Origin of the sequence: Chryseobacterium edaphi (genome assembly GCF_025628985.1) — a bacterium.
GTDB classification, from domain to species: domain Bacteria; phylum Bacteroidota; class Bacteroidia; order Flavobacteriales; family Weeksellaceae; genus Chryseobacterium; species Chryseobacterium edaphi.
The window spans coordinates 203,874-230,590 of record NZ_JAOTEM010000005.1; the positions used below are offsets into that span (position 1 = coordinate 203,874).

Below are 26,717 nucleotides of genomic sequence, written 5' to 3' on the forward strand. Positions count from 1 at the left end.
AAGAATTATGTTTAAGAAATTCATTCGCAGACCCGTTCTGTCAATCGTAATCTCGCTGATTATTGTTTTTATGGGAGTTTTATCTTTAATGAAACTTCCGATCACTCAGTTTCCTGCGATTTCTCCGCCAAAAGTAAATATCACCGCAACATATCCCGGAGCGAATAACGAATTGTTAATTAAATCTGTTGTTATTCCTTTAGAAAGAGGCTTAAATGGTGTTCCCGGAATGAAATACATGACTTCCGACGCCGGAAATGATGGTGAAACATCCATTCAGGTTGTGTTTGATTTGGGAACTGACCCGAATGTTGCAGCGGTTAATGTTCAAAACCGTGTTTCTTCGGTAGTCAATAAACTTCCGCCTTTGGTAGTTCGTGAAGGGGTGAAAATTACCCGTGAAGAGCCGAATATGTTAATGTATATAAACTTGTACAGTGACGATCCTAAAGCCGACCAAAAATTCCTTTTCAACTATGCAGACATCAACGTGATGTCAGAATTGAGAAGGGTGAGTGGAGTAGGTTTTGCCGATATCTTAGGAACAAGAGAATATGCAATGCGTATTTGGCTGAAACCGGATCGTTTAACGGCTTACAATATTTCAGCAGATGAAGTAATGGAATCTCTGAACGCACAAAGTTTGGAAGCATCACCGGGAAAAACAGGTGAAAGTTCGGGTAAACGTTCTCAGTCATTTGAATATATCTTAAAATATCCGGGACGTTTTAATAATGAAAAAGATTATGGAAATATTATTCTTAAGGCTAAATCTGCCGGTGAATTTGTAAGATTAAAAGATGTTGCCGATATCGAATTTGGTTCTTCGATGTACGATATTTATTCTACATTAAATGGAAAACCGTCTGCCGCAATTACGGTAAAACAATCGTACGGATCCAATGCAAGTGACGTTATCAAAAATGTAAAAACATTGATGGCTGATCTTGAGAAAACCAATTTCCCAAAAGGAATGCATTATGATATCAGTTATGATGTCTCAAGATTCTTGGATGCATCGATTGAAAAGGTGGTTCATACTTTATTTGAAGCCTTTATTCTGGTGGCAATTGTGGTGTTTTTATTCTTGGGAGATTGGCGTTCTACATTGATTCCGGCGATTGCAGTTCCGGTTTCATTGGTAGGAACTTTCGCTGTGATGTCAGCATTTGGAATTACTTTAAATATGATTTCACTATTTGCTTTGGTAATGGCAATCGGGGTCGTCGTCGATGATGCCATTGTTGTGATTGAAGCCGTTCACGCCAAGATGGAAGAAAAAGGACTTTCTGCATTAAAGGCAACTGAAGAAGCGATGCATGAAATAAGCGGAGCAATTATTGCGATTACTTTGGTAATGGCGGCAGTATTTATTCCGGTGGCATTTATGTCGGGTCCTGTTGGAGTTTTCTATCGTCAGTTCTCTATTACAATGGCATCGTCAATTATTCTTTCGGGAGTTGTGGCGTTGACATTGACTCCGGCTTTATGTGCTCTAATTTTAAAAAATAATCACGGAAAAGCGAAGAAGAAAGGTCCGATCACGATTCTTTTAGATAAATTCAATAACGTATTTACCAAAGGTGCCGGGAAATATGAGAACTTACTGAATAAAACAGTTACTAAAAAGTTCATCACACTTCCTTTATTAATGCTTTTCTGTGCTTGTACCTACTTTTTAAGCAACTCACTGCCTTCAGGATTTATTCCGGGAGAAGATCAGGGGATGATTTACGCGATTATTCAGACTCCGCCGGGTTCTACATTAGAGAGAACGAATCAGATTGCAAAAGAATTATTGAAAGAATCTGAAGATATTGACGGAGTACAGTCTGTTTCTTCATTGGCAGGTTACGAAATTCTGACGGAAGGAACAGGTTCGAACTCAGGAACGTGTTTAATTAACCTTAAAAGTTGGGAAGACCGTTCAGAATCTGCTGCCGAAATCATTGAAAAACTAGAAGAGAAAGCTAAAAATATTCCGGGAGCAAACATTGAATTTTTCCAGCCGCCGTCAATTCCTGGTTATGGTGCTGCAGGTGGATTTGAATTAAGACTTTTGGATAAGGCAGGAAGTGGTGATTATCAAAAAATGGAGCAGGTGAGTACAGATTTTGTGAAAGAATTGAAAAAACGTCCGGAATTAGGTTCTGCGTTTACTTTCTATTCTGCAAGTTTCCCTCAGTATATGTTGAAAATCGATAACGATTTAGCTGAACAAAAAGGTGTCAGTATCGAAAAAGCAATGGATAATCTCTCTACATTAATAGGTTCAAACTACGAAACCAGTTTCATTCGTTTCGACAGACCTTACAAAGTAATCGTTCAGGCAGGTCCACAATATCGAGCTTTGCCAAGTGATTTGTTGAAATTATACGTGAAAAACGATAAAGATCAGATGGTTCCGTATTCAGATTTTATGCATTTGGAAAAAGTGTATGGTCTTTCTGAAATTACGAGACACAATATGTATAATTCTTCCGAAGTGAGCGGAACTCCGGCTCCGGGGTACAGCTCCGGACAGGCAATTAAAGCTATTCAGGAAGTTGCGGATAAAACATTACCAAGAGGTTTCGGTATTGACTGGGCAGGAATTTCAAAAGATGAAGTTGGTCGTGGGAACGAAGCTGTTTATATCTTCCTGATCTGTTTAGGGTTTGTTTATTTAATTCTTTCGGCGCAGTATGAAAGCTTCATTCTCCCTTTACCGGTGATTCTTTCTTTACCTACAGGTATTTTTGGAGCATTTTTATGTCTGAAATTATTAGGACTAGAAAATAATATCTACGCACAGGTTGCAATGGTCATGTTGATCGGACTTTTAGGTAAAAATGCAGTATTGATCATTGAATTTGCGGTTCAGAAAAAAGCAGAAGAGGGAATTCCTGTTGCACAAGCGGCAATCGAAGGAGCAGCCATTCGTTTCAGACCGATTCTGATGACTTCATTTGCATTTATAGCGGGATTGATTCCGTTGGTGATGGCAACGGGACCGGGAGCTGTAGGAAACAGAACGATTGGTACGGCTGCAGCTGGAGGAATGCTTATCGGAACCGTTTTCGGACTATTAATTATTCCGGGATTATACTACATTTTCGGAACGATTGCCGACAAATCCCGACTGGCAAAATATGAAGAAGAAAATCCTTTAACTGAACAAACAGAACCTTATCAACACGATGATAAACATGAAGATTTATAATAAATATATAGCAGCCATCACCTTATCACTTGTTTTAGCAAGTTGTAAGGCTCCAATGGCGACCGTTATTCAGGACGAAGTAAAAGAAAATATTCCTGAAAATTTTAATCAAAGCGAACAACAGGACGCAAATACCAACAGCGGAACTACACCGTGGAGACAGTTTTTCACAGACCCGAATTTGGTGAGTTTAATTGAAACTTCTCTGAAAAATAATCAGGAATTAATGATCACGCTTCAGGAAATAGAGATTGCCAAAAGCGGAATCGTTGCCAAAAAAGGAAGATTAAGCCCAACTGTAAGAGCCGGATTAGGAGCCGGAATTGAAAAAGTTGGTCGCTACACAAGTACAGGAGCCGGAGATGCATCAACTGAAATTGAGCCTGGAAGAGAAATGCCTGATCCACTTGGGAACTTTGAAGGTGGTTTGATGGCCAATTGGGAAATCGACATCTGGAAAAAACTCAGAACCGAGAAGGATGCGGCTGTAGCACACTATCTTTCAACGGTGGAAGGAAAGAATTTTGTTCTTTCTAATCTGATCGAAGAAGTGGCCGATAATTATTACGAATTATTAGCATTGGATAATCAGCTGGATATTATTCAGCAGTATATTAAATTGCAGACGAGAGCTTTAGAAATCGCTAAAATTCAGAAACAGGCAGCGGCCGCAACAGAATTGGCTGTGAAAAAGTTTGAAGCTGAACTGGCAAAATCAAAAGCTATGGAATATACGATCCGTCAGGAGATTACTGAAAAAGAAAATCAGATTAACGCACTTTGTGGCCGTTATCCACAACCGATTGTGAGAACGAAGGAAAGTTTTATGTCAATCATTCCGCAAACGGTTTACACGGGAATTCCATCTCAGTTATTGGCAAATCGTCCTGATATAAAACAGGCAGAATTAGAATTAAAAGCAGCAAAATTAGATGTTGAAGCAGCGAGAAAAGAGTTTTATCCTTCCCTGGAAATTTCAGCAACTTTAGGTCTGGAAGCTTTTAAACCTTCTTATCTGGTTAAATTACCCGAGTCGATCGCTACAAGTTTAGTTGGCGAATTGGCAGGACCGCTGATCAATAAAAGTGCGATCAAAGCCAACTTTCAGACAGCAGATGCAAAACAGATTCAGGCTTTGTACGAATATGACAAAACCATTCTGAATGCGTATCTGGATATTTCGAATCTAATGTCTAAAGTGAAAAATATCGATCAGTATTATCAGTTAAAATCTCAGGAAACTCAGGCTTTAGATCAATCGATCAATATTGCGAATCAGCTTTTTATGAATTCAAGAGCAGATTATCTGGAAGTTCTTTTAAACCAAAGAGACGCTTTAGATGCAAAAATGGAGTTGATCGAAGCCAAAGAAAAACAGTTAAGTACCGTTGTCGACATTTACAAAAGTTTAGGCGGCGGCTGGAAATAGGTTTAGTTTTTTATTCATATATCATTATTTCAATCGTGGAGTCCGGTTCTGTTTTCAGAGCCGGGCTTTTTTGGTTCAATGTATGTTCAGACAATTTGTCGCAAACACTTTAGAAAGTCAAGTGCAAAATTATTTTTTTGACGGAGAAACGACGGAGGCATGACGGAGCGATAGCGTAACAAAATCAGATGTCAGAATGTCACTTTTTGAAGTTTTTCAAAATTATTTTAGCCTAAAATAAAACACGTCAAGTTTTGTCGCATTACAGGAATAGCTTTGCATTATAAAATATTAAGGCTATGGAATTACCGTTTTATTTAGGTTTCAGAGAATTTGAAAAAAATTATTACAACAATCTTGAACGCTGGTTTGAGCAGTATAACAATACTAATGAGATCGACTTTCTGAAAAGTCTTGCTGCCCTCTACAAACCCTATTTGAGCTATAGTTTCACGGGCGACGAGCTTCAGGCTGATGCGACTATTCAGGTGAAAAACTGCTTCTTTTCGGCACTTGAAAATTATGGCATTTCATTTAGCATTGACCAAAGTCTTAAACATTCCAAAACGAAACCCGATCAGGTTTCTGAGGTAAAAAATATCTCAATGATGGAGTATGCACAGTGTATTTTGGATAAAATCAATACCTACTTTCATCAGCGTAGGAGTTCCATGAAAGAAAACGAAACCGTGCTGGATTATCTCAATCATTATGAAATCATCACCCTGAAAGAAAAAAACGGATACTGCCTGAATTATGACCTGCATCAGAAAACACTTCCTTTTCTGAAAGCATATCTGCCGCATTCCGGAAGCACAGTCGATATGTCGTTATACAGGAATTTCTACTTTTCGGTAGTGAGAATTGCGGAGTTTATAGATCAGAAGCTCAAAGCCATTGAAGCTTTTGACCAAAGCTTGTACAGTGAGTTGAAATCTGAAGCCATGGTGAAGATCCATATGAGAGGGCAAAGTTTCCTTACGATTTGCAACTGATTTTTCAGGAGCCTGATCCCGCTTTCCGCTGTATCTTTTTCGCCAAAGCTTTTTTTTCAAAAGCCCATTCAGAAAAAGGATGCCGCTGCAATCGGGGCTAGGGGATTTGTCTTTCAGTTGAAAACGGTTTTTGGATACAAGCTTACAGTCTTAAAATTTCCGTTCGTTAAAGCATGTAAAACATCACATTCATTCACTTTATTATATTGTCGGAATATATCATTCAGTATATTTCAAGCAAAAAACCAGATCGACCGATCTGGTTTTTGTTTTGTAGAGAAGATGGGATTCGAACCCACGATACAGTTACCCGTATACTACCTTTCCAGGGTAGCTCCTTCAACCACTCGGACACCTCTCTATGTTTTGAAGACTGCAAAAATAGGGTATTTTATTGAATTACCAAATTCTTATTTTCGTTAGTCACTGATTTCTCCGCAAATATTTCTTGAGAAATTATCTGCAAAACTTCCTTTGTAGTTCGGGTTATCAATTAAGTGCATCGATTTTGTGATTGCAGATTCTGCCGTCATATCTTTTCCGCTGATGGCTCCTATTTTTGCGAAAATATTACTGTTCTCATATTTTCCAAATGATATTCCGCCGGAAATACACTGACTTACCACCACAATTTCAGTCCCGTTATTTCTAATTTGCTGCAAAGTTTCCAAAGTCTTTTCACTGCTGAATATCGTTCCTGATCCGAAAACCTGCAAAATCAAAACTTTCATTTTTGGAATTTCTTTAAAATGATTCAGTTTCATTCCCGGAAAAATTCTCCAAAACAAAACGTCTTCAGAAATATGTTCGTCCACATGAAATTCAATTCTTTCATCAGAACGGAACAGATTTTCTCTTTCAATTTTCAAATGAACTCCGGATTGCCCAAGAATAGGGTAATTCGGACTTGTATATGCATCAAAATACTCTGCAGAATATTTCAGAGTGCGGTTTCCTCTCAATAATTTATATTCAAAATAAATCGCAACTTCTTGAATCACGGCTTCATTTTGTTCGTAAAGACTTGCGTAATATAAACTTGTTAAAAGATTTTCCTTCGCATCAGTTCTTAAATCTCCGATTGGAAGTTGTGAACCTGTAAGAATCACAGGTTTTGTTAAACCTTTTAGCATAAAACTCAATGCTGAAGCGGTATAAGACATCGTGTCTGTTCCATGAAGAATCAAAAAACCATCGTATTTTTCATAATTATCAAAAATGTAATTGGCGATAATTCTCCATTCGTCTGGTCCCATATCGGACGAATCGAGAGGTTTTGCAAAAGGATGTACGAAAACTTCACATTCCATGAGTTTCATTTCGGGCATTTTCTCAAAAATATTTCCGAAATCAAAGGCACGGAGACTTCCGGTTTCGTAATCTTTTTCCATACCGATCGTTCCACCAGTATAAATAAGAAGGACTTTTCGCTTCATTTTTTACTTTAAATTAAAGATTTTGAGTTTTTTTTCAGGTTCAGAATTTCAAAATTACGTTAATTTGCAAAGATTTGAAAATAGATGGAAGATTTAGCAAAAACTTACGAGTATTTAAAACAGTTTTTAACGGAAGAAAGATTGAGAAAGATCGAACATTTTGCTCCCGAAAGTTCAGATTTTGTACTGCCGGTTTTGGAAGATGTGTATCAGTTTAGAAATGCGGCTGCAATTGTGAGATCTGTAGAAGCTTGCGGTTTTCATAAAGTGGTTGCTTTGCAGGAAGAAAATAATTTCGAACCGAATCTTAAAGTAACAAAAGGTGCAGATACTTGGGTTGAAGTAGAAAAACTTCCCCGAAATATGGAGTCTTTCCAAAAAATCAAAGATAAAGGGTATAAAATCGTTGTCGTTTCTTTAGAAAATAATGCAAAAATGCTTCCCGATTATGAAATTACAGAACCAATAGCTCTTGTTTTCGGAACTGAGATGGAAGGAGTTTCACAGGAAATTTTAGATTTTGCCGATGAAACCTTGGCGATTCCGATGTATGGTTTTACGCGAAGTTTTAATGTTTCGGTTGCGGCCTCGCTTTGTATGTATGAACTTAAGCAAAAATTGATGAAATCTGATATTGATTATAAACTCAGTGAAGAAAAATTATTAAAAATGAAGATTCGGTGGGCGGTAAATTCTGTGAAAAGTGGTAAGCAGATTTTGGAAAAATATCAAAAAGATAATAACTTGAATTTTATTTGATGAAAAATATACTTTCGCTGATTGTTATGATATTCATTTTTTCTTGCGAAAGGAAAAGCCAGAAGGCTATTTCGAAAAATCATTCAACAGTCATAGCGATTGATTCTACAGCTGTAAACATCGACAGTTCTGATATTAAAACTTTCAATCCAGACGATACAAAGGATTTAGAATGGATTATTTTTAATGACAAATATAAAATTCCGCAACAAATTAAAGATTTTTTTCAAGCGGCAGAAAATGGCGAAATCAATATCGCAAATCCTGACGAGGAATTCAATATAACAGACGTAGTTGTCAAACCTAATATGCCTTTTAGACAATTAAGATTATTGGAAAAGAAAAATGAACTTTGGCGAATGGTTTACATTCAAGGAGGAATTGGAAAATCATATCAATTTTACGAATTTAAAATCCAAGGAGACACTATTTCGGAAATTAGAAAAGGATATTCTTTTGAAAATATTGAAACTAATGACTCATTAGAATATTACATTAATAAAGGAGAAGTGAAATTTGAGAAAATCAAACTTAAATATAACTGGATAGATTAAATCATTCTGTTATAATTCCACGCAGCAACAAAAACTCCCGCAGTTTCCGTTCTCAATCTTTGACTTCCCAACGAAACTGCTTTAATTCCTTTCTCAGCTAAAAACAAAATTTCTTTATCAGAAAAATCTCCTTCCGGACCAATGAGAAAAGTGTAGTTTTCTAATTTTGGAATTTCATTGAGATTTATTCTTTCTAAATTTTCGTTGCAGTGCGCGACAAAGATACTTTCAACCTCAATATTTTTTAGAAAATCGGGTAATTTAATTAAATCATTAATGACAGGAAAATGGAATCTCAGACTTTGCTTCGAAGCTGCAATTCCCTGTTTTTTGATTTTATCAATATTTAGATTTTTACGCTCTGTTTTTTCGGTCTGAAGAATTGTAATCTCAGAAATTCCCATTTCCACAGCTTTCTCTACGAAAAATTCGATCCGGTCAATATTTTTTGTAGGAGCAATCGCAATATGAAGTTTTGGACTGAAATCTGGAGTTTCAGTTTTGATTTCGGCAACTTCAATTCCTGCTTTTTTACCTTCAATCATTAATTTTCCGGAAGCAAGATTTCCTTTTCCATCGGTTACATGAATTTCCTCGCCGTCTTTCATGCGAAGAACTTTTACAATGTGTTGCTGTTCTTCGTCGTTGATGATTGCTTTTCCGTTATCGATTTCTCCAAAAAAAAGTTTCATTGTTGTATTTTAATAAGAAAATTAGACGATTGAGTGATTTTAAAATGTAATTTCATTATCACTTAAAAACGCAACTCCGGTTTTTATTGTCGTATAAATATCGCCTTCACAATCTCTGTATGAACAAGCGTAAATTTCTTCAATCCACTTCTTATTCATAAAAATCAAATTCAAATATTCGTTTTTTCTCAAATTATTTTTGATCGATAAATAATCTCCTTCTTTCGGTTCGTAAGCAAAACTAAATACATTCTCTGAGTTGATTTTCTCAATGATCTCTTCCTTTACATTCTGAACATATCCAATTTCTGAACTTATCATGATATAATCTTCGTCTTCAGATTTTTCTGTCACTTCATTTTTTCCGGTAATCGTTTCTAAAACCCAATAATATTTTGAGTTCTTTTTAGATTGCGTTCCCAGTACTTTTTCTTCTAATAATACTTTCATCTGTGGATGTAATTTTTTAGTAATGTATGATGTTTTTACCGCAAAAGGAACAAAAGATTTTGTATGAATTTTAGCTTTTCAAGAGCTTGCAAAACAATGATGGAATAAAAAATAACTGTCTTACATTTTGCCAACTTTGTAATTCTTTATCTTCAGTAATTTCTTTTGTTTCTTTTGCGGTAGAAAAAATTATAAATCGTATTTTGATATTGCTGTTGTTCTTAAATCTGTAAATTCACCTCTCTCAAATTTAAGCTGCGCAACCATTGCAATCATGGCCGCATTATCGGTTGTATATTCAAATTTAGGAATGTAAATATTCCAACCTAATTTCTCGTGATTGTCTTTCATCACCTGTCTTAATGCAGAATTGGCAGAAACTCCACCTGCGATGGCAACTTCTTTTATGTTTAAATCTTTCGCAGCTTTCTCGAGTTTATTCATCAAAATTTCAATGATGCATTTTTGTACCGAAGCACAAAGATCATTCATATTTTCTTTAATGAAATCAGGATTTTTTTTCACTTCTTTCTGTATAAAATATAAAACCGAAGTTTTGATTCCGCTGAAAGAGTAGTCGTAATTTTCTAATTTGGGTTTATTGAATTTAAAAGCATCAGGATTTCCTTCTTTCGCCAATCTATCGACAATCGGTCCTGCCGGATAATCTAAGTCGAAAATTTTTCCGATTTTATCAAATGCTTCACCTGCTGCATCATCGATGGTTTTTCCAATAATTTCCATGTCAAAATAATCTTTCACCAACACAATCATGGTATGACCTCCGCTTACTGTAAGACACAAAAAAGGGAATTTTGGCGGCACAGGATTTGCATCGTCGATGAAGTGCGCCAAAATATGCGCCTGAAGGTGATTCACTTCAATTAAAGGAACGTCTAAACTCATAGCCAGAGACTTAGCAAAAGAAGTTCCCACGAGAAGAGATCCTAAAAGTCCGGGACCACGGGTAAAGCCTATGGCAGAGATTGCATTTTGTTGTATATTTGCTTTGGTCAAGGATTTTTCTACTACGGGAATAATATTCTGCTGATGAGCTCGTGACGCAAGCTCAGGAACCACGCCTCCATATTCTTTATGGATTTCCTGGTTTGCGGCAATGTTTGAAAGAATAGAATTTCCTTTGATAATGGCTGCTGAAGTATCGTCACAAGACGATTCGATACCTAAAATTATAGAGTCACTCATAGTAATGGCAAAGTTAGAGAATAATAACGAAAATGAGCATAAAAAATCAGTAGCTGAAAACTTAGGTGATCAGGTACAAAAGACGGTTGATAATGTTCAGGAGACTGTGAAAGAAGCTTCTGAGCTTGCTTCTGATGCCATAAAACATCCTATTGATACCGCTCAGGAATTTGGTAAGCAGGCCGCAAAAGACGTAACCAGCTATTCATGGTGGGCAAAACTTTTACTGATTCTTTTCTGGACAGTTCTTGGTATCGTAGCATTTGTTTTTATTGCCATAAACCTTCCGGTGACCAAAAGATGGGCTGCAGATCAGGCTTTACAGATTGTCAACAGAGATTTTAAAGCGAAAATGTCAACCGAAAGTGTAGAGGTTGATTTCTTCGGAGATGTGACCATCAAAGGTTTAAGAATTAAGGATTATAAAGATTTAGATTTCATCAAAGCAAGAGAGTTTAAAGCTAATTCAGATTGGTTTTCTTTGGCAACGAATGTTGGTAAAAACAATTCGTTAAGTTTTAACGGTTTGCGGCTTATTGATGCTGATATAAAAGTGATTACCTATAAAGGTGATAGTATTTCAAATTTTATCCGTTTTACGAAACTTTTTGACAGCGGAAAGAAAAAAGATCCTACAAAACCACCGTTTCAGCTAAATTCAAGATTGGAGATTTTAGATTCTAAAATTTCTATTGTCAATCAAAACTCTCCGGGAGAACCGGGGAAATGGCTGACTGCAACCAATGTGAATCTTATTGCTCCAAGATTAAAAGTAAATGGAGTCAATATTACTGCAACCATTAATAATTTTACATTTACGACAAAAAGATGGGGGAAATCACATTTTGTAGATACTTTTTCGACAGATTTTTCAATGACAGAAGATTTTCTTTTTTTGAAAGATTTAACCTTAAATACTGATCATTCGCTTCTTCAGGGAGATATTAAATTTAATTTAAATAAAGGTTCGTGGGCAGATTTTACCAATAAAGTAAAATGGGATATGAATCTCAAGCTTGGAAGCCAATTGAGCGGTTACGATATTTCTTATTTTGTGACCAATTGGGACAATTATGTTCCTTTTAACATCAGCGGAAAAATGGCCGGTCCGCTGAATAAATTTAAGTTAGATAATTTCCTGATCAGAAATCCATCGGTAAATATTGCCACTCAGAAAATGAATATTACCAATCTGCTGAAAGGTAATTTTTTAATTGAAACCAATAATCTTTCTGCAGACTTTACCTACAAAGATCTTAAAGCGATGATGCCGAATTTCATTTCTAAAAAAATGAAAAACTTTGCTGATGATTTCGGAAAACTAAAATATAATGGAGACGTAAAGGTTACTCCAAAACAGGTTTATGTTTCGTCCGGAAATTTGATAACAGGAATCGGGCAGGCAAAAATTACCAATTTTTCGTTGACAGATTTCAGCACTACAATGCCTAAATATAAAGGTTACGCAGAAGTAAGGGATCTAAATACTTCGGTGATTACAAAAAGTAAAACGGTGGGTCTGATTTCAGGAAAATTCAATATTGACGGTCAGAGTTTTGATGTCAATACGATGCGCATTCGGACAAGATCTCAGATTTCAAGTATTGATATCATGAACAAAGAAATCAATAATCTGAATCTGGATGGTTTGCTTGATCACAGAAAATACAATGGTTTGATTACCGTAAATGACGAACAGGCAAAAGCAACCGTAAAAGGTTTAATTGATTTTAGCACTAAAAGAATTTCGGCAAACATTGATGCCAATGTCACCTATTTAAATATGAACTATTTCACCGACAAACCCGGAAACCAGATCGTAAGCGGTCAGGTAAATGGGAAAATGTCGATGACGAATGTGAATGATTTGAATCTTGACGTGGAGGCGAATAACATTAATTTTGCTACTGCCACACAACGTTATCAGATTCCAAATGCTAAAGTGAAAACATTTATTGAAGGCGGAAATCGAGTGATTGATGTAAACGCTCCCGGAGCTGTTGAAGGAAAGATCTCAGGTAAATATAATCTTGCTGATTTGGCAGGAATGGTAGAAAATGGTTTAGGGAAAATTTTGGTAGGTCCGCCACCACGAAAATTGTATCGTGGACAGAATTTCGCGATGAATCTCGATGTCAGACAAGGTTTGGTAAGTTATTTCATGCCGGATTTAAAACTTCCTCAAGGCGCAACCGTTGAAGGCGAGTATGACGGAAATTCTAATAATTTAATTTTAAATCTTGATGCTGCATCACTGAAATATGTGATGACCAAAAAAGAAGAGATCACCGATGCAGATATGGCTTTGGCCAATGCAAATCCTGAATATAAAATCAATCAGAGAGAGGTCGTTACAAGAGACAGCGCAATGGTTGACAGTGTGATGGTGAGAATCAACACGGCAAATCTTGATCAGCAGCTTTATGCAAAAATTAAAAGGATAGAGTATAACAAAAATATTTTGAAGGATATTCTTCTCACCGGAAAGAATGAGAACAATACCACGCTTCGTATTGCCACAAGCTTCAAACATGGAAGTCCGGAAGATGAATTGGATGATAATCTGAAGAATTATGCAATTAATTTTAATCAGTCAACAAATCCGGAAGGAGATTATATTTTCAGATTTGAGCCGACTGAGGTGAATTTTAATAGTGTGAAATGGGCAATTGATACAAGTGCTGAGCTAGATCATTACATAAGCTATCGTAAGAAAACAAAAGATTTTGAGATCAAAAATCTTAGAATTTATTCAGATAAAAGTTCACTTTTAATTAATGAATCCTTCTTCAAATCGGCTAAAGATTTTTATGTTGATGCTGAAGTTCAGGATTTTGCGATTGAAAAGCTTCTTGAAATGCAAGCCGGAGGAAATCCTATGGATATCAAAGGTTTAGCAAACGGAAGCGTAAAAATTAAGATGGATAAAAGCACTTTGCAACCTCTTGTTGATCTAACTGTTGACGATATTATGATGAATGGAAATGACATGGGAGATCTTACGATATCTGCAGTTAATGGATATTCATTAAATGTTTATGACGTTGATGTGAAAGTGACTTCTGCCGGAGTAATCGGAAATAATAACCTGCATTTAACTGGAACTGTTAATAACAATACAGCTTCTCCGACTATTGATTTAACGGCTGAACTTCGTGAATTTGATTTAGCATTTACGCAACAATTTGTACAGACAATTTTTGGAAATTTAAGAGGAAAAGCAACCGGAGATTTAAAAATCAACGGAACGCTGAAAAATTTAGATTACAGTGGAGATATTGGATTGAAAGAATTTGGCTTAAAACTTCTATTCACAGGAGTAGATTATTCTTTTGATGATACGGTGATTCCGCTTTCTAAAGGCTTGGCGATTATGAATAATATCGGAGTACACGACGGAAGATCAAATTCACAAGGTACAATTTCCGGGGCGATACAGTTTGAAACTTTATCATCAATGGGTGTCAACCTCGTAATGAGAGCAGATAACTTATTAATGCTGAATACAACTCAGAAAGAATATGATCTTTTCTGGGGAAGAGTTTATGGACAGGGAGATTTATACGTTGACGGACCGGTTTCAGCTTTAAATTTATCAACGCCGAATATGAAAGCTTTGAACGGAAGTACGTTTACTTTTAACTCAAGTTCTACATCAAATGTTGAAGAATTCAAAATGCTGAGATTCCTGAAAGAAGGAAAAGACGGTCTTGTAACATTAGAAGACAAGAAAAAATCTGGAGCCAATATGAATATCGACTTCAGTCTTGATGTGGATAAGGGAACCACGGTGAATGTTTTGGTAGGTGATGACGTAGGAAATATTACAGTAAAGGGTGTTGCAGACGACTTGAGATTCCAGATGGGAAGACAGGGAAGTATTGCAATGAATGGTGCTTATATGGTAGACAGCGGAACTTTTGTGTCTAAAGCTATTTTGAACAGAACGTTCCAAATTCAGAAAAACAGCAGCATACGATGGGATGGTGATGCGATGAAGCCGATGCTTGATATCACGGCCAATTATGTAAGAATGGTTTCCAATGCTGGAGAATACCTAAATATGGGGCAACTGCAGCCAATCAGTATACTTTTGCAGGCAAATATTACCAACACTTTAAATGATCCTAAAGTTGCATTAAATGTAACTGCACTTGATGTTTCGAGCCAGGTAAAAGAAACTTTGGCGGCAAGAATCAATCAGACAGAGGGTGAAAATGTTTTACAGTTTGGTTCCATACTATTATTAAACAGCTTTAATGTTTCCAACACGGGAGGTTTAAATTTTGATGCGGCCGGAGTTGCTGAATCTTCGGGTTATAATTTGTTGCTAAAACAGTTAGGATCAGTTCTAAATACCATGAGTAATGAATTTCAGATTGACCTGAATTATGTACGAGGTGATCAATATTCAAATACAGGAGACAGAGCAAATGCTGGTGTAAGTTTTGATCTTTCGCCAAGAGTTACCGTTAAAACAGGTCTTGGTATACCATTAAATAAAACGGATGCTACAGAAACCAACTATCTCTCAGGTGAAGGAAGTATAGAATATGATATTTCTAAAAAGAACGACGGTACATTGACATTGAGAGGATATTCAAAACCTACCAATATAGGAATGGGAGTTGGAACTGTAGGTACGAACGGATCTGCGAATCAGGCTTATGGAGGAGGTATCGTATGGAGTAAAAGCTTCAATTCTTTCTTCAAAAAGAAGAAAAAAGATAAAAAGTCGGTACCTGCTAATAATGAAATAAAAACAGATTCCGTAAAATCAGGGGTTAAATAATCTGAATCTTTGAATGATTTTTATCATCCGTGTTAATTATTGTTAATGTTTGATATATTTTTCCTAGTTAATATATTTTTCTTAATTTTGTAAAAAATTTATCGATTTTTTAGGAAAAATATAATTTCACTAATATGAACTATCAACTGGACGAAATAGACAAGAAAATTCTTGATTTCTTAGTAGAAAACACAAGAATGCCTTTTACAGAAATTGCAAAGCAGATGGATGTATCTGCAGGTACAATACACGTAAGGGTGAAGAAAATGGAAGATGCAGGTATTATTTTAGGATCATCTCTTAATTTGGATTATGGTAAATTAGATTACCATTTCACAGCTTTTATCGGAATTCTTTTAACAAAATCAAACCGCACTCAAGAGGTTTTGAAAGAATTGGGAACAATTCCAAACGTAGTAGAAGCAAGCGTTATCTCAGGAAAATACAATATTTTCTGTAAGGTAAAAGCTAAAAATACTGAAGATGCAAAGAAAATTATTTATCAGATCGACGACATTCAGGATGTTATGAGAACTGAAAGTATGATCTCTATGGAAGAGTTTTTGAGCGATAAAAACAGATTGATCAACGCGATCTCGATTTAATCAAATTTTAGACGATATAAATACCAAAGAACTTATGAAGTAATTCATAAGTTCTTTATTTTTGCACTATGGAAAAGGAATATAAAGAATATAGTTATTTTGATGAAGATCCGAAGAAAGGATGGGGTTTTATTTTAGCACTTCTCGCTTTGCTGCTATTTACTTTTATGGGAATCGGGCTGGATTTTGATGAATATCTACAGCACGAAACTTTGAATATTCCTTCAGGTTATTTTTATTTTATTTTTTCAATCGATATCTTAATGATTGCCGGAATTGTGCTGATGTATTTTTATAGAAAAATTGGCATCTTTCTTTTTCCTGTAATGCTGGTTTTACATTTCTTCATGCACAACTATTATCTTTCTACATTTCTATATTCTGACGTAACCAATCTTTTCCTTTTTACAGGATTTGGAATGTTGGCGATTATTCCGAAATGGAAATTTTTCAGATAAAATATTATTTTGAGATCTTACAATTTTAATAGCTTAATTAAATAAAAAAAAGCATCCAGTTTGGATGCTTTTAAGCTTTATTTCAAAATAAATCTATTTATCTAAAATTCTCTTTACAGCTTCAATTACCGCTGCAGAATCGATTTTATATTTTTTCATTAATTCTGCAGGAGTTGCAGATTCTCCGAAAGTATCGTTTACCGCTACAAATTCCTGTTTTGTAGGTCTTTTTCTTGCCAACATTCCGGCAATTGATTCACCTAAACCACCTAAATAATTATGTTCCTCAGCAGAAACAATTTTTCCTGTTTTCTCAACCGATTTTAAGATGATCTCTTCATCAAGTGGCTTGATTGTATGGATATTGATCACCTCACAAGAAATGCCTTCTTTTTCAAGCTCTTCTGCCGCAACCAAAGATTCCCAAACCAAGTGACCTGTTGCAACGATGGTTACATCGGTTCCTTCTTGAAGAAGAATCCCTTTTCCAATCTCGAAAGGCATATCTTCAGGAATAAAAACAGGAACTACCGGTCTTCCGAATCTTAAATATACAGGACCTTCAAAATCAGCAATAGCTAAAGTTGCCGCTTTCGTCTGGTTGTAATCACAAGTGTTGATTACCGTCATTCCCGGAAGCATTTTCATCATTCCGATGTCTTCCAAAACCTGATGTGTTGCACCGTCTTCTCCTAAAGTAAGACCTGCGTGAGAAGCACATATTTTTACGTTTTTGTTAGAGTAAGCAATTGACTGACGGATTTGATCATACACTCTTGAAGTAGAGAAGTTAGCAAAAGTTCCCGTAAAAGGAATTTTTCCTGTAATGCTCAAACCTGCTGCTAATCCCATCATATTTGCTTCTGCGATGCCGACTTGGTAAAATCTTTCCGGAGCTTTTTCGATGAATTTTTCCATTTTCAAAGAACCGATAAGGTCTGCGCAAAGTGCTACAACATTCGGGTTTTTGTCAGCCAATTCTGCCAATCCGGCCCCAAATCCTGAACGTGTGTCTTTTTTTTCTGTATATGTATATTTCATGTGAATTTCTAAGTTTATAAATTGATTAATGATGTTTGGTAATTGATATGCAAATAAATTTTAATTTTAAACCGTTAAGATGAATTAATTTGTTAAGAAAAAGATTAAGGTAATATCTAAAGATATTTTTAAGCGTTATGCTAAATTCAGATTTATCGAATTCTTAAAAAATCTTCAAAACTAAAATTTCTTAATGTTTAAATATTAATTATTTCCAATTACTCATTACCTATAATTAATAATCTGTTGGAGCTTCTAAGTACAATTGTTTGAAAGCCGTATCCAATTGCTCGTCATTTGGAGCTTTACCATGCCAAGCGTGACTTCCCATCATGTAATCAACACCAAATCCCATTTCAGTATGAAGAATGATAACTACAGGTTTTCCTTTCCCAGTTTCCGTTTTTGCTCTTTCAAGAATGGCAATTACTGTTTCAAGATCGTTACCGTTTTTCTCTTCTAAAACGATCCACCCGAAAGCTTCCAGTTTTGCATGTAAATTCCCTAAAGTCATTACATCATCTGTATCACCGTCAATCTGACGTCCGTTGTAATCAATTGTTGAGATAATATTATCTACTTTTTTACCGGCAGCATACATAAAAGCTTCCCAAACCTGACCTTCCTGTAATTCTCCGTCACCATGAAGCGTATAAACCAATGAATCATCACCGTCTAATTTTTTTCCCTGAGCAACACCAAGAGCAACAGAGAGTCCTTGTCCTAAAGATCCGGAAGCAACTCTGATTCCAGGTAAACCTTCGTGAGTTGTCGGGTGACCTTGTAGTCTTGAATCTAGTTTTCTGAAAGTCTTCAGTTCCTGTACGGGAAAAAAGCCGAATCTTGCCAAAGTAGAGTAGAAAACGGGTGAAATATGTCCGTTTGAAAGGTAGAAGTGATCTTCGTTTTTGCCTTCCATGGTGAATGGCAATTTATAGTTTAAAACTTTTCCGTAAAGTGCTGTGAAAAACTCTGTACAGCCTAAACTTCCACCAGGATGACCTGAATTTACATCATGAACCATTCTCAGGATGTCTCTTCTGATTTGTGTTGTAAGAGATTTCAGCTCTTCAATACTTTTACTCATATATTAGGATTTATTTATTAGAATTGATATATGCGAATTTACAATTTTTTGTCGGCTTATGGAAATGCAAAAACCGGGCAGTTTACCCGGATTTTGTTTTATTTTATTTTTTTTAAGACTGCTTGGTAACTTCTTGTGCGCTTAACGGGTGACTATCAAATGAGTTTATGATGACTGATTTAACTGTAATAAAAATATAACCAGATCAATTATTTTATCATTTTAACCTGATTTTTTTCTCTATGCTTTCTGTACTATCGCTTTACCACCTCTGTATGCTGTTTAACAGTCTAAAATCGGCCAGAAAAAAATTAAACAGTGGCATGATTTTTAAAATTTACGAAGATATTTTCCTGTGCGGTTTCTCCGTCGTCGCTCCGTCACCTCTCCGTCGAAAGTTTGTTGTTATTTTTTGAAAAAAATATTTAAACAGATAGTTTTAGCTGGTGATTTTGGTGTGTACCCATGACAAGGTTATTTGCGATGTAAGCTTAAATTATCAAAAACTTAAACCAACTTCAAATAATTCTTATTCTTTACCATCCACAATCCAATAAACGTTAACAAACCATTTAGAATAATCAATTCCACACCAATTCGGTAATCAGTATAAGTTGTTACTGAATAATTGATTAAATAGGTAAGAACAGGTGCTAAAAGCGTAACTGCAAGAATTGAATACTTTTTAGAAATCTGAAATTTAGTAAAGATTCCAAAGGCGAAAAGTCCTAGAAGTGGTCCGTAAGTATAACCCGCAATTTCCATGATGAGGTAAACAATTGATTTGTCATTCATTGCTTTGAAAACCATGATTAAAATAAAGAAAACGATCGTAAAAGTCAAATGGATCTTCATTCGAAGATGTTTTTTTTGCTTTTCTGTTCTGGTTTTGTCTTCATTTAAGTTTAATAAATCTACACAGTACGAACTTGTTACGGCAGTTAAGGCACCATCCGCAGAAGGGAATAATGCAGAAATCAAACCGATGATAAAAATTACAGAAATCGCCATTGGGAAATATCCATTTAGCGATAGAGCCGGGAACAAATCATCTCCCATGATGTTTTTCACGTTTCCTGCCGCATCTTTGAATCCGAAAACATTTGAAACGACTTCTTTTCCATCCACAATATTGGTGATTTCAGAATAACCTGCACCATTTTGTAAAGCAAAAAGGTAAAGCAATCCTCCTAAAAACAGGAAAGCAAGATTTACAAAAAGTAGTGTTCCTGCGAAAGTCAACATGTTTTTTTTAGAGTTTTTCAGGTTGTCAACAGAAATATTTTTCTGCATCATTTCCTGATCAAGACCTGTCATTGCGATAGTAATGAAGATTCCGCCTAAAATAGTTTTAAGGAAAAATGTTTTGGAATTGGGATCAAAATTGATGAAATGAGTATAGTTTTTCTGCTCTAAAATCGTGTAGGCTTCACCAAAAGATAGATTTAAATTTGATAAAATATAAATGATACAGGCAATCAAACTGATAATCATAAATGAAGTCTGCAAAGTATCGGTAATCACGATTGTTTTTACACCGCCTTCAAAAGTATATAAAAGCACCATCAGCAAAAGTACCATCGCAGTCAGCCAAAATGGAACGCCTAAACCTTCCAACAAAAAGATCTGTAAAACATTGACAACGAGATACAATCTTGCAGTAGCTCCAATCGCTCTTGAAACAATGAAAAATACCGAACCGATTTTGTGCGCCTCAACATTAAATCTTTTTCCTAAATAAGTATAAATCGAAGTCAGATTCATCTTATAATAAAGTGGAAGCAGTACTGCCGCTACAATAAAATATCCGATGAAAAACCCGATTACCATCATGTAATATTCAAAACCTCCAAAAATATATTCGCTTCCGGTCATTTTACCAACCGTTCCGGGAACGGAAATAAAAGTCACACCACTCAAGCTGGTTCCGATCATCCCGAAAGCAACAAGCCACCATTTACTTTTTTTGTTGCCAATGAAAAATGATTGATTGTCAGAATTTCGGCTTGTAAAATAAGAGATTACCAAAAGACCGACGAAATAAACAAATACAAACAGCAAAAGGATGGTTCCTGTATTCATGGTAAGATTTTAAATTTTAGCAAATATAGTTTTTTTTGTTTCTGCTAAAAAAGAAAAACCTTTCAGAGAAATTTTCTGAAAGGTTATAAGTTTTAGTATTATTCTAAACGATTAAAGTACGTCTCTTAAATCTTCGTTTTTCTGAAAAGTCGCTTTTGCAAACGGACAAAGCGGAATGATTTTCTTACCATTTTCTCTCGCAAATTCTACAGCTTTGATCAGCATTTCTTTTCCTACGCCTTTTCCATTGAATTCTTCTTCAACCTCGGTGTGATCGATGATAAATCTTTCTTCACCTGCCCAAGTATAGGTCATCAATCCTGCTTTTTTTCCATCAATTGATGCTTCAAAGCTTCCGTGTTTTTCGTCGTTGTTTTGTTTTACTTCTATCATATTATGAAATTTTGGTTTGAATTTGAATTTCGTTCATTAGAATTTTGTGAATCGGACAAGCGTCTGCAATTGCTTTTAATCTTTTAAGTTGATCTTCGGTCAATTGATGTCCTTCAAAACTAATATTTCTTGTAAAAACCGCCAATTTTGTCAGCGGAAAATTTTCAAGTTCTACTTCTACATCAATTTTTTCTACATCCCATTCTTTTCTTTCGATGTACATTCGCAAAGTCGCTGCGGTACAGCTTGCCAAAGAAGTTGCCAGGATTTCAAACGGATTAAAACCCTCGTTTTTCCCGCCTTTATCGATAGGTTCGTCGGTGATCAATTTATTATCACCTGCAACCACTTCTGTGTAGTATTTTGTTTTGCCTAAACTTGCTTTTACGATTACAGCCATTATTTTTGTTAGATGTTAGATGTTAGATGTTAGATGTTAGATGTTAGATGTTAGATGTTAGATGTTAGATTGTTTTACAACACTTTAAGTTTTTAAACCATCTGATTTTTAAAACTTTCAATTTTTTCATTTAAATCTTTCAGCATTTCCGGATTGATAATTCCGCTTTCAAGATCAAAATTTTCGTAAAATTTAGATAAAGAGAAAGTTTCTTTTACATCTGCTGCAAATTGCGGGAAGAATGTTTTTGCTGTATTCATTACATTTCCGCCGCCATAACCGCCGGGAGAAGTACTCATTAAAAACATAGGTTTATTTTGGAAAACTTTTACATTGATTCTTGAAGCCCAGTCAAAAATATTCTTGAAAGCGGCACTGTAAGATCTGTTGTGCTCTGCGAGAGAGCAAATAATCGCATCACAATCTTCAATTTGCTTCAGGAAATTATGAGCTTCGTCCGGAAAACCTTTTTTCTCAAGATCAACCGAGAAAACAGGCATTGAAAAATCATTAAGGTCAATAAAATTAATTTCATCTTCCTTGAAACTTTTTAAAACAAACTTTACCAATTCTCTGTTGATAGATGTGGAAGACGTGCTTCCTGCAAATGCTAATATTTTCATTGTTATTTTTTTATAAAACTATCAAAAATTAATTTAAGTGAAAAAAGAACACTGTCTTTAAATATATAAGTTCCGGATATTATTGCTATTTCAGTTAAATTTAATCATATAGTCATTATTGTTTTAAGTTTGTAAGAAATTGCTACTATGATGATAATTGATTGTTAAATTTTTATGCTATGCATTGTTTTATTGAATTATTTTGTATTAAATATATTTTTATTTAAGTTATTCATAAATTAATTTATATTTGTAATTCAGATAAAATCAAATATTTATGAAAAAAACTATCCTAATGTTGGGTGCTGTTTCGCTGATCTGCGTTACAGCATGCAAAAATGAAGAGGCCTCAAAAATTGAGCGCGCTAAAACTGAAAGCTCCGTTGCACAAGAAGAAAAAGTAATCGGATCAGGAGTGACTGTTGACGGAGTACAAGTCCCGAAATTCAGTAATCCCGAAGTTCAGCAGTTTGCAACTGAATATGCACATATGGTTTCTGAAATGTCTGCAGCTTCAAAAGCTGGAGATGTAGCAAAAAGCCAGGAACTCACTGCAAAATCGCAGGAATGGACGGCAAAAAATGCCGCATGGTCATCTAAAATGACTCCCGAAGATTCTAAACTTTGGACTGATTTTATTACAAAACTTTCTGAAGCTGAAAGAGAAGACTAATCTCTGATTCTTCAAAAAAGCTAAAGCCACTTGTACAAGAAGTGGCTTTACTTTTTGTTTTATTTTCGGTTTAAAATTGCTTTCGGAAGTGGGACAAATTCATCTTCATCTCCCGGAACTAAAGGGAAGGCTTCGTGATTCTGGTCATTCCAGTTTACTTTCGCCTTATCAATCAGTTCTTTATCAGAATTGACGAAATTCCAGAAAATGAAACGCTCTTCATCAAAAGGTTCGCCTCCGAATAGATAAACTGTTGCATTTTCACTCATTTCAAACTCACAAAGTTTGGTGTTTTTTGCGATCAATAATTGTTTTGAACCGTAATTGTTATCTTCAATATTCACCGTTCCGTCAAGTACATACATCGCAGCTTCTCCGTAAAGATCCTGTCCGATGCTGATTTTCTGAGCAGTTTTGGTTTTGATTTCAATAAAAAATAATTTACTGTGAATCGGAACCGGAGATTTTTTTCCAAATGCCTCACCGGCAATTAATTTATACTGAACTCCGTTTTCTTCCCAAACAGGAAGTTCATCTGCTTCAATGTGGCTGAAAGTCGGTTCGCTTTGCTCCAGATGTTTCGGAAGTCCTACCCAGATTTGAAATCCGTGAAGCCTTTTATCAGTTTCTCTTAAATATTCCGGAGTTCTTTCTGAGTGTACAACGCCTTTTCCGGCAGTCATCCAATTTACAGCGCCCGGTTTTATTTCTAAAGCACTTCCAATACTGTCTCTGTGGAAAATCGATCCTTCAAGCAAATAAGTCAAAGTTGAAAGTCCGATATGCGGATGTGGCGGAACATCTAAGTTCTGATAATCTTTCAATTCGGCAGGTCCCATATGATCGATAAACACGAAAGGTCCGACCGCTCTCTTTTCACGGAAAGGCAAAAGTCTGCCCACCAAAAAATTTCCTATATCTGCTGATTTTTCTTCTAGAATAAGTCCGATGTTTGACATGTTAGATTTGGTTTTTGTTTTTTGAATTAAGCTAATTTAGTCAAATATTTATTTTGCTGACGCTTGTTTACGTAAATTTAAATTTTGTCGTAGCCTTCAAATCTTTCGTCAACGATACGTTTCCATTCCGGATGTTTTCTGATGAAAGCAAAAACGTACGGACAGAATGGGAGAAGTTTTTTGCCACTTTCTTCGATGTAAAATAAAGTCTTTTCGACTACGGCTGCAGCAGCGCCTGTTCCTGCCAATTCAGGTTCGGATTCTGTGTGAATAAGAGCGATTTGCTGACTCGTTTCTTTGCAGTCGATAAATGCAAAATGACCATTGTATTCTATTTCAAATCTCTTTTTTTCTTCGTTTTTTACTAATGGGATGTTTTCAAATTCTGGTTTCATGATTTTTTATATTTTAAAGTTTGGTTTATGTCTTAATTAATCTTCCAAATACCCAAATTTCCCGGTATTGAAATCTTCAAAAGCCTGCATGATTTCTTCTCTGGAATTCATTACAAATGGTCCGTGCGGAAAAATGGGTTCGTTAATAGGCTCTCCGCTGAGAATTAATATAATAGAGTCTTCAGTTGCTTCGATGGTGAAACTTTCACCTTCATTTCTAAACAAAACAAAATTATTAAATGGAGCTCTTTCTTCACCGTTTACAATAATATTTCCTTCTATTACCAAAGCTGCAGTATTAAATTTTGCCGGAAAATTAAAATTTGCTTTTCCTCCTGATTTTAATTTTGCATTCATCAGATTGACAGGACTGAAGGTAAATGCAGGACCTTTGTTTCCTTCAAATTCTCCTGCAATAATTTCGATCAAACCGTTGTCTCCTAAATCTACTTTTTTCATTTCTGAATTTGAAATCGCCTGATATTTTGGTTTGCTCATTTTATCTTTTGCCGGAAGATTGACCCAAAGCTGCACCATCTGGAAAATTCCGCCTTGCTTAGACCATTCTTTCTCGTGATATTCTTTGTGAAGAACTCCGCTTGCTGCGGTCATCCATTGTACGTCGCCTTCGCCAATGATTCCTCCGCCACCTGCGCTGTCGTGATGCTCTACTTTTCCTTGATAGGCAATCGTCACGGTTTCAAAACCTCTGTGTGGATGAACTCCGACTCCTTTTGGTGTTTCGGAAGGATTGAAATGAAATTTAGAATTATAATCCAGCATAATGAACGGATCCATTCTTTTCATATCGAGCTTTTGAGTACTCGGAATAAAATTATGCACCCTAAAACCATCACCTACAAAATGCGCAGGCTTCGGCGGAATTACGATTTCTACTTTTTTAGTTGTCATAATATGTTTGTTTTAATTTTAAACAAATTTAGGACAGTGAGCGTTGAATAACATTGATGTGTGGTAAGTTGTGAGTTTGGTTGGAGTGTTTTGGGTTGGAGAGTTTTAGAGTTGGAGGGTTTTAAGGTTTTTATTCTTCGGATTTCATGTTTCTGCCATCGAAGGTGTGAAGTCTTCTGAAAACTAAGCTTGATAAAATAGTTAAAATTCCTACCGTTAAAAATGTGTAGCGAAATGCGTTGTGAGTTTCGTGTAAGATAAGTTCGGGGCTGTTTTCGTAAATTTTTAAAACGATTAATCCAAATGCAATTCCGAAACCGATGGCTAATTGTTGATTGACTGAAATCAGGGAATTTCCGCTGCTGGTTTGAAAGTTTCTTAAGTCTGCAATGGAAATCGTATTCATCGAAGTAAACTGTATCGAATTGAAAAATCCTAACACGGCAATAATCGGAATAAACCAAAAAATAGAAGTGTGAATATCCGGAATGGCAAGACAGGAAATCAAAATTCCGATGATGAATGTATTGACCATCAATGTTCTTCTGTAACCAAATTTATTTAAAATTCTGATGACCGAAGATTTTCCAAACATGGCCGTCAATGCCATCGGAGCAATAATCCATCCGGAAACAACTGCAGATTCATGATAGGCAATCTGAATCATTAATGGAAGCAATAATGGAACCGAGCTGATTCCTAATCTTGTCGCAAGATTTCCCACAATTCCTACCCGAAATGTTCTTACCTGAAATAAATTTAATGGAAAAATAGGATTGTTTCCTTTTTTAGCGTGTCGGTAATAATAATACAGAAATAAAAATCCTAATATAAAAACCAATAAAACAGGCGTGATATTCTGCATATCTCCGAAAAGTTCCAGAGAAACAGAAAGTAGGAGAGAGGCAGCCGCAAAAATCATAAAACCTTTCAGATCAAAATCTGTTTCCCGGGAATTATAATTCGGCATATATTTTAAACCTAAAACAATTCCTAATAATCCAATCGGAATGTTGATCAGGAAAATCCAGTGCCACGACAGATAATCAACCATATAACCTCCAACAAGCGGACCTAAAACCGGTCCGATCAAAGCTGGAATGATTGCGAAATTCATCGCTTTCAGAAGTTCGTTTCTTTCAAATGTTTTGATCAGAGCTAATTTTCCGACAGGTGTCATCAAGCTTCCTCCAACTCCCTGAATTACTCTGGCAATAACTAAATGGGTGAGGTTTTGAGAAAGTGCACAAAAAACAGAGCCTAAACTGAAAAGTACCAAAGCAAAAATAAAAACCCTTCTCGTTCCGAAGCGATCAGCCAAAAATCCACTTGCGGGCATGAAAACAGCTAAAGTTAAAACATAACTGATAATTGCATTCTGCATATTCAGCGGAGATTCATTTAAATCTCTTGCAATCGAAGGTAGCGAAGTGTTTAAGATGGTAGAATCGAGCATCTGCATAAAGATTGCAGTAGCAAGAATAAGCGGAAGAACTTTTTTTACGGTTTGTCTTGGGGATATTTTTGTGGGCATTGTATAAAAATAAGAAAGTCCTGTGAGATTTCACAGGACT

General features: G+C 35.7%; 23 protein-coding genes and 1 tRNA gene. 9 read left to right on the forward strand and 15 right to left on the reverse strand.

Going from position 1 to position 26,717, the window contains the following annotated elements:
- Positions 1-7: 7 nt before the first annotated feature.
- The 3 genes from NZ698_RS17270 to NZ698_RS17280 all read left to right on the forward strand — a co-directional run bounded on the left by NZ698_RS17270 (position 8) and on the right by NZ698_RS17280 (position 5,626).
- Positions 8-3,202 carry an efflux RND transporter permease subunit gene (locus NZ698_RS17270; RefSeq protein WP_263004494.1) on the forward strand — a complete coding sequence of 1,065 codons (3,195 nt, stop codon included), beginning with the start codon at positions 8-10 and terminating at the stop codon, positions 3,200-3,202.
- Entirely contained in the window at positions 3,189-4,631 is a 1,443-nt protein-coding gene (locus NZ698_RS17275) for a TolC family protein (protein WP_263004495.1), read from the forward strand. Before NZ698_RS17270 ends, NZ698_RS17275 begins: the two co-directional genes overlap by 14 nt.
- A gap of 299 nt (positions 4,632-4,930) precedes the next feature.
- A complete protein-coding gene (locus NZ698_RS17280; protein WP_263004496.1) occupies positions 4,931-5,626 on the forward strand; it encodes a hypothetical protein in 696 nt (231 codons plus the stop codon).
- A gap of 274 nt (positions 5,627-5,900) precedes the next feature.
- Here the strand turns inward: NZ698_RS17280 and NZ698_RS17285 are convergent.
- Both NZ698_RS17285 and NZ698_RS17290 read right to left on the reverse strand, forming a co-directional pair.
- Positions 5,901-5,987: transfer RNA gene (locus NZ698_RS17285), tRNA-Ser, on the reverse strand.
- 58 nt (positions 5,988-6,045) lie between these two features.
- The gene (locus NZ698_RS17290; protein ID WP_263004497.1) at positions 6,046-7,062 is read right to left on the reverse strand and encodes an asparaginase; all 1,017 of its coding nucleotides are present in this window, start codon (positions 7,060-7,062) and stop codon (positions 6,046-6,048) included.
- Positions 7,063-7,146: 84 nt separating this feature from the next.
- On the opposite strand from NZ698_RS17290, the gene NZ698_RS17295 reads away from it, so the two are divergent.
- Positions 7,147-7,821 carry a TrmH family RNA methyltransferase gene (locus tag NZ698_RS17295; protein WP_263004498.1) on the forward strand — a complete coding sequence of 225 codons (675 nt, stop codon included), beginning with the start codon at positions 7,147-7,149 and terminating at the stop codon, positions 7,819-7,821.
- Positions 7,821-8,375 (forward strand): hypothetical protein, encoded by a 555-nt coding sequence (locus tag NZ698_RS17300; RefSeq protein ID WP_263004499.1) that lies wholly within the window; start codon positions 7,821-7,823, stop codon positions 8,373-8,375. Before NZ698_RS17295 ends, NZ698_RS17300 begins: the two co-directional genes overlap by 1 nt.
- Here the strand turns inward: NZ698_RS17300 and NZ698_RS17305 are convergent.
- The 3 genes from NZ698_RS17305 to tsaD form a co-directional block, all read right to left on the reverse strand.
- Positions 8,372-9,067 (reverse strand): RsmE family RNA methyltransferase, encoded by a 696-nt coding sequence (locus NZ698_RS17305; protein WP_263004500.1) that lies wholly within the window; start codon positions 9,065-9,067, stop codon positions 8,372-8,374. The genes NZ698_RS17300 and NZ698_RS17305 overlap by 4 nt on opposite strands.
- Positions 9,068-9,106: 39 nt before the next feature.
- Positions 9,107-9,517, reverse strand: a complete 411-nt coding sequence (locus NZ698_RS17310) for a hypothetical protein (protein ID WP_263004501.1) — start codon at positions 9,515-9,517, stop codon at positions 9,107-9,109.
- A 189-nt stretch (positions 9,518-9,706) separates the two neighbouring features.
- Positions 9,707-10,723 (reverse strand): tRNA (adenosine(37)-N6)-threonylcarbamoyltransferase complex transferase subunit TsaD, encoded by a 1,017-nt coding sequence (tsaD, locus tag NZ698_RS17315; RefSeq protein WP_263004502.1) that lies wholly within the window; start codon positions 10,721-10,723, stop codon positions 9,707-9,709.
- Positions 10,724-10,727: 4 nt separating this feature from the next.
- On the opposite strand from tsaD, the gene NZ698_RS17320 reads away from it, so the two are divergent.
- The 3 genes from NZ698_RS17320 to NZ698_RS17330 all read left to right on the forward strand — a co-directional run bounded on the left by NZ698_RS17320 (position 10,728) and on the right by NZ698_RS17330 (position 16,578).
- Entirely contained in the window at positions 10,728-15,515 is a 4,788-nt protein-coding gene (locus NZ698_RS17320) for a translocation/assembly module TamB domain-containing protein (protein WP_263004503.1), read from the forward strand.
- 134 nt (positions 15,516-15,649) lie between these two features.
- Complete coding sequence (locus NZ698_RS17325; RefSeq protein ID WP_047446659.1) at positions 15,650-16,120, forward strand: Lrp/AsnC family transcriptional regulator; 471 nt, start codon at positions 15,650-15,652, stop codon at positions 16,118-16,120.
- Between the two features lie 68 nt (positions 16,121-16,188).
- The gene (locus NZ698_RS17330; protein WP_263004504.1) at positions 16,189-16,578 is read left to right on the forward strand and encodes a hypothetical protein; all 390 of its coding nucleotides are present in this window, start codon (positions 16,189-16,191) and stop codon (positions 16,576-16,578) included.
- A gap of 93 nt (positions 16,579-16,671) precedes the next feature.
- Here NZ698_RS17330 and NZ698_RS17335 read toward each other — a convergent pair whose 3' ends face one another.
- The 6 genes from NZ698_RS17335 to NZ698_RS17360 all read right to left on the reverse strand — a co-directional run bounded on the left by NZ698_RS17335 (position 16,672) and on the right by NZ698_RS17360 (position 22,204).
- Positions 16,672-17,619: a transketolase family protein gene (locus NZ698_RS17335; RefSeq protein ID WP_263004505.1), complete on the reverse strand. Its 948-nt coding sequence runs from the start codon at positions 17,617-17,619 to the stop codon at positions 16,672-16,674.
- A 235-nt stretch (positions 17,620-17,854) separates the two neighbouring features.
- On the reverse strand, positions 17,855-18,706 hold the full coding sequence (locus tag NZ698_RS17340; RefSeq protein ID WP_263004506.1) for a transketolase: 852 nt from the start codon (positions 18,704-18,706) through the stop codon (positions 17,855-17,857).
- 507 nt (positions 18,707-19,213) lie between these two features.
- Positions 19,214-20,788 (reverse strand): sodium:solute symporter, encoded by a 1,575-nt coding sequence (locus tag NZ698_RS17345; protein ID WP_263004507.1) that lies wholly within the window; start codon positions 20,786-20,788, stop codon positions 19,214-19,216.
- A 111-nt stretch (positions 20,789-20,899) separates the two neighbouring features.
- Positions 20,900-21,181 carry a GNAT family N-acetyltransferase gene (locus NZ698_RS17350; protein WP_263004508.1) on the reverse strand — a complete coding sequence of 94 codons (282 nt, stop codon included), beginning with the start codon at positions 21,179-21,181 and terminating at the stop codon, positions 20,900-20,902.
- A gap of 1 nt (position 21,182) precedes the next feature.
- Positions 21,183-21,581, reverse strand: coding sequence for an OsmC family protein (locus NZ698_RS17355; protein ID WP_263004509.1), 399 nt, complete (start codon positions 21,579-21,581; stop codon positions 21,183-21,185).
- A 92-nt stretch (positions 21,582-21,673) separates the two neighbouring features.
- Positions 21,674-22,204: an NADPH-dependent FMN reductase gene (locus NZ698_RS17360; RefSeq protein WP_263004510.1), complete on the reverse strand. Its 531-nt coding sequence runs from the start codon at positions 22,202-22,204 to the stop codon at positions 21,674-21,676.
- Between the two features lie 277 nt (positions 22,205-22,481).
- On the opposite strand from NZ698_RS17360, the gene NZ698_RS17365 reads away from it, so the two are divergent.
- Positions 22,482-22,877, forward strand: coding sequence for a hypothetical protein (locus NZ698_RS17365; RefSeq protein WP_263004511.1), 396 nt, complete (start codon positions 22,482-22,484; stop codon positions 22,875-22,877).
- A gap of 59 nt (positions 22,878-22,936) precedes the next feature.
- Here the strand turns inward: NZ698_RS17365 and NZ698_RS17370 are convergent, their stop codons facing one another.
- From NZ698_RS17370 to NZ698_RS17385, 4 genes are all read right to left on the reverse strand, one after another.
- A complete protein-coding gene (locus NZ698_RS17370; RefSeq protein ID WP_263004512.1) occupies positions 22,937-23,836 on the reverse strand; it encodes a pirin family protein in 900 nt (299 codons plus the stop codon).
- Positions 23,837-23,913: 77 nt separating this feature from the next.
- Positions 23,914-24,231 carry a GNAT family N-acetyltransferase gene (locus NZ698_RS17375; protein ID WP_263004513.1) on the reverse strand — a complete coding sequence of 106 codons (318 nt, stop codon included), beginning with the start codon at positions 24,229-24,231 and terminating at the stop codon, positions 23,914-23,916.
- Positions 24,232-24,267: 36 nt separating this feature from the next.
- Positions 24,268-25,143: a pirin family protein gene (locus NZ698_RS17380; protein ID WP_263004514.1), complete on the reverse strand. Its 876-nt coding sequence runs from the start codon at positions 25,141-25,143 to the stop codon at positions 24,268-24,270.
- 130 nt (positions 25,144-25,273) lie between these two features.
- On the reverse strand, positions 25,274-26,677 hold the full coding sequence (locus tag NZ698_RS17385) for an MFS transporter (RefSeq protein WP_263004515.1): 1,404 nt from the start codon (positions 26,675-26,677) through the stop codon (positions 25,274-25,276).
- Between the last annotated feature and the right edge of the window lie 40 nt (positions 26,678-26,717).

Coding starts and splice junctions, on each gene's coding strand:
- NZ698_RS17270 (WP_263004494.1), top strand. CDS start 8: ATGTTTAAGAAATTCATTCGCAGACCCGTTCTGTCAATCGTAATCTCG.
- NZ698_RS17275 (WP_263004495.1), top strand. CDS start 3,189: ATGAAGATTTATAATAAATATATAGCAGCCATCACCTTATCACTTGTT.
- NZ698_RS17280 (WP_263004496.1), top strand. CDS start 4,931: ATGGAATTACCGTTTTATTTAGGTTTCAGAGAATTTGAAAAAAATTAT.
- NZ698_RS17290 (WP_263004497.1), bottom strand. CDS start 7,062: ATGAAGCGAAAAGTCCTTCTTATTTATACTGGTGGAACGATCGGTATG.
- NZ698_RS17295 (WP_263004498.1), top strand. CDS start 7,147: ATGGAAGATTTAGCAAAAACTTACGAGTATTTAAAACAGTTTTTAACG.
- NZ698_RS17300 (WP_263004499.1), top strand. CDS start 7,821: ATGAAAAATATACTTTCGCTGATTGTTATGATATTCATTTTTTCTTGC.
- NZ698_RS17305 (WP_263004500.1), bottom strand. CDS start 9,067: ATGAAACTTTTTTTTGGAGAAATCGATAACGGAAAAGCAATCATCAAC.
- NZ698_RS17310 (WP_263004501.1), bottom strand. CDS start 9,517: ATGAAAGTATTATTAGAAGAAAAAGTACTGGGAACGCAATCTAAAAAG.
- tsaD (WP_263004502.1), bottom strand. CDS start 10,723: ATGAGTGACTCTATAATTTTAGGTATCGAATCGTCTTGTGACGATACT.
- NZ698_RS17320 (WP_263004503.1), top strand. CDS start 10,728: ATGGCAAAGTTAGAGAATAATAACGAAAATGAGCATAAAAAATCAGTA.
- NZ698_RS17325 (WP_047446659.1), top strand. CDS start 15,650: ATGAACTATCAACTGGACGAAATAGACAAGAAAATTCTTGATTTCTTA.
- NZ698_RS17330 (WP_263004504.1), top strand. CDS start 16,189: ATGGAAAAGGAATATAAAGAATATAGTTATTTTGATGAAGATCCGAAG.
- NZ698_RS17335 (WP_263004505.1), bottom strand. CDS start 17,619: ATGAAATATACATATACAGAAAAAAAAGACACACGTTCAGGATTTGGG.
- NZ698_RS17340 (WP_263004506.1), bottom strand. CDS start 18,706: ATGAGTAAAAGTATTGAAGAGCTGAAATCTCTTACAACACAAATCAGA.
- NZ698_RS17345 (WP_263004507.1), bottom strand. CDS start 20,788: ATGAATACAGGAACCATCCTTTTGCTGTTTGTATTTGTTTATTTCGTC.
- NZ698_RS17350 (WP_263004508.1), bottom strand. CDS start 21,181: ATGATAGAAGTAAAACAAAACAACGACGAAAAACACGGAAGCTTTGAA.
- NZ698_RS17355 (WP_263004509.1), bottom strand. CDS start 21,581: ATGGCTGTAATCGTAAAAGCAAGTTTAGGCAAAACAAAATACTACACA.
- NZ698_RS17360 (WP_263004510.1), bottom strand. CDS start 22,204: ATGAAAATATTAGCATTTGCAGGAAGCACGTCTTCCACATCTATCAAC.
- NZ698_RS17365 (WP_263004511.1), top strand. CDS start 22,482: ATGAAAAAAACTATCCTAATGTTGGGTGCTGTTTCGCTGATCTGCGTT.
- NZ698_RS17370 (WP_263004512.1), bottom strand. CDS start 23,836: ATGTCAAACATCGGACTTATTCTAGAAGAAAAATCAGCAGATATAGGA.
- NZ698_RS17375 (WP_263004513.1), bottom strand. CDS start 24,231: ATGAAACCAGAATTTGAAAACATCCCATTAGTAAAAAACGAAGAAAAA.
- NZ698_RS17380 (WP_263004514.1), bottom strand. CDS start 25,143: ATGACAACTAAAAAAGTAGAAATCGTAATTCCGCCGAAGCCTGCGCAT.
- NZ698_RS17385 (WP_263004515.1), bottom strand. CDS start 26,677: ATGCCCACAAAAATATCCCCAAGACAAACCGTAAAAAAAGTTCTTCCG.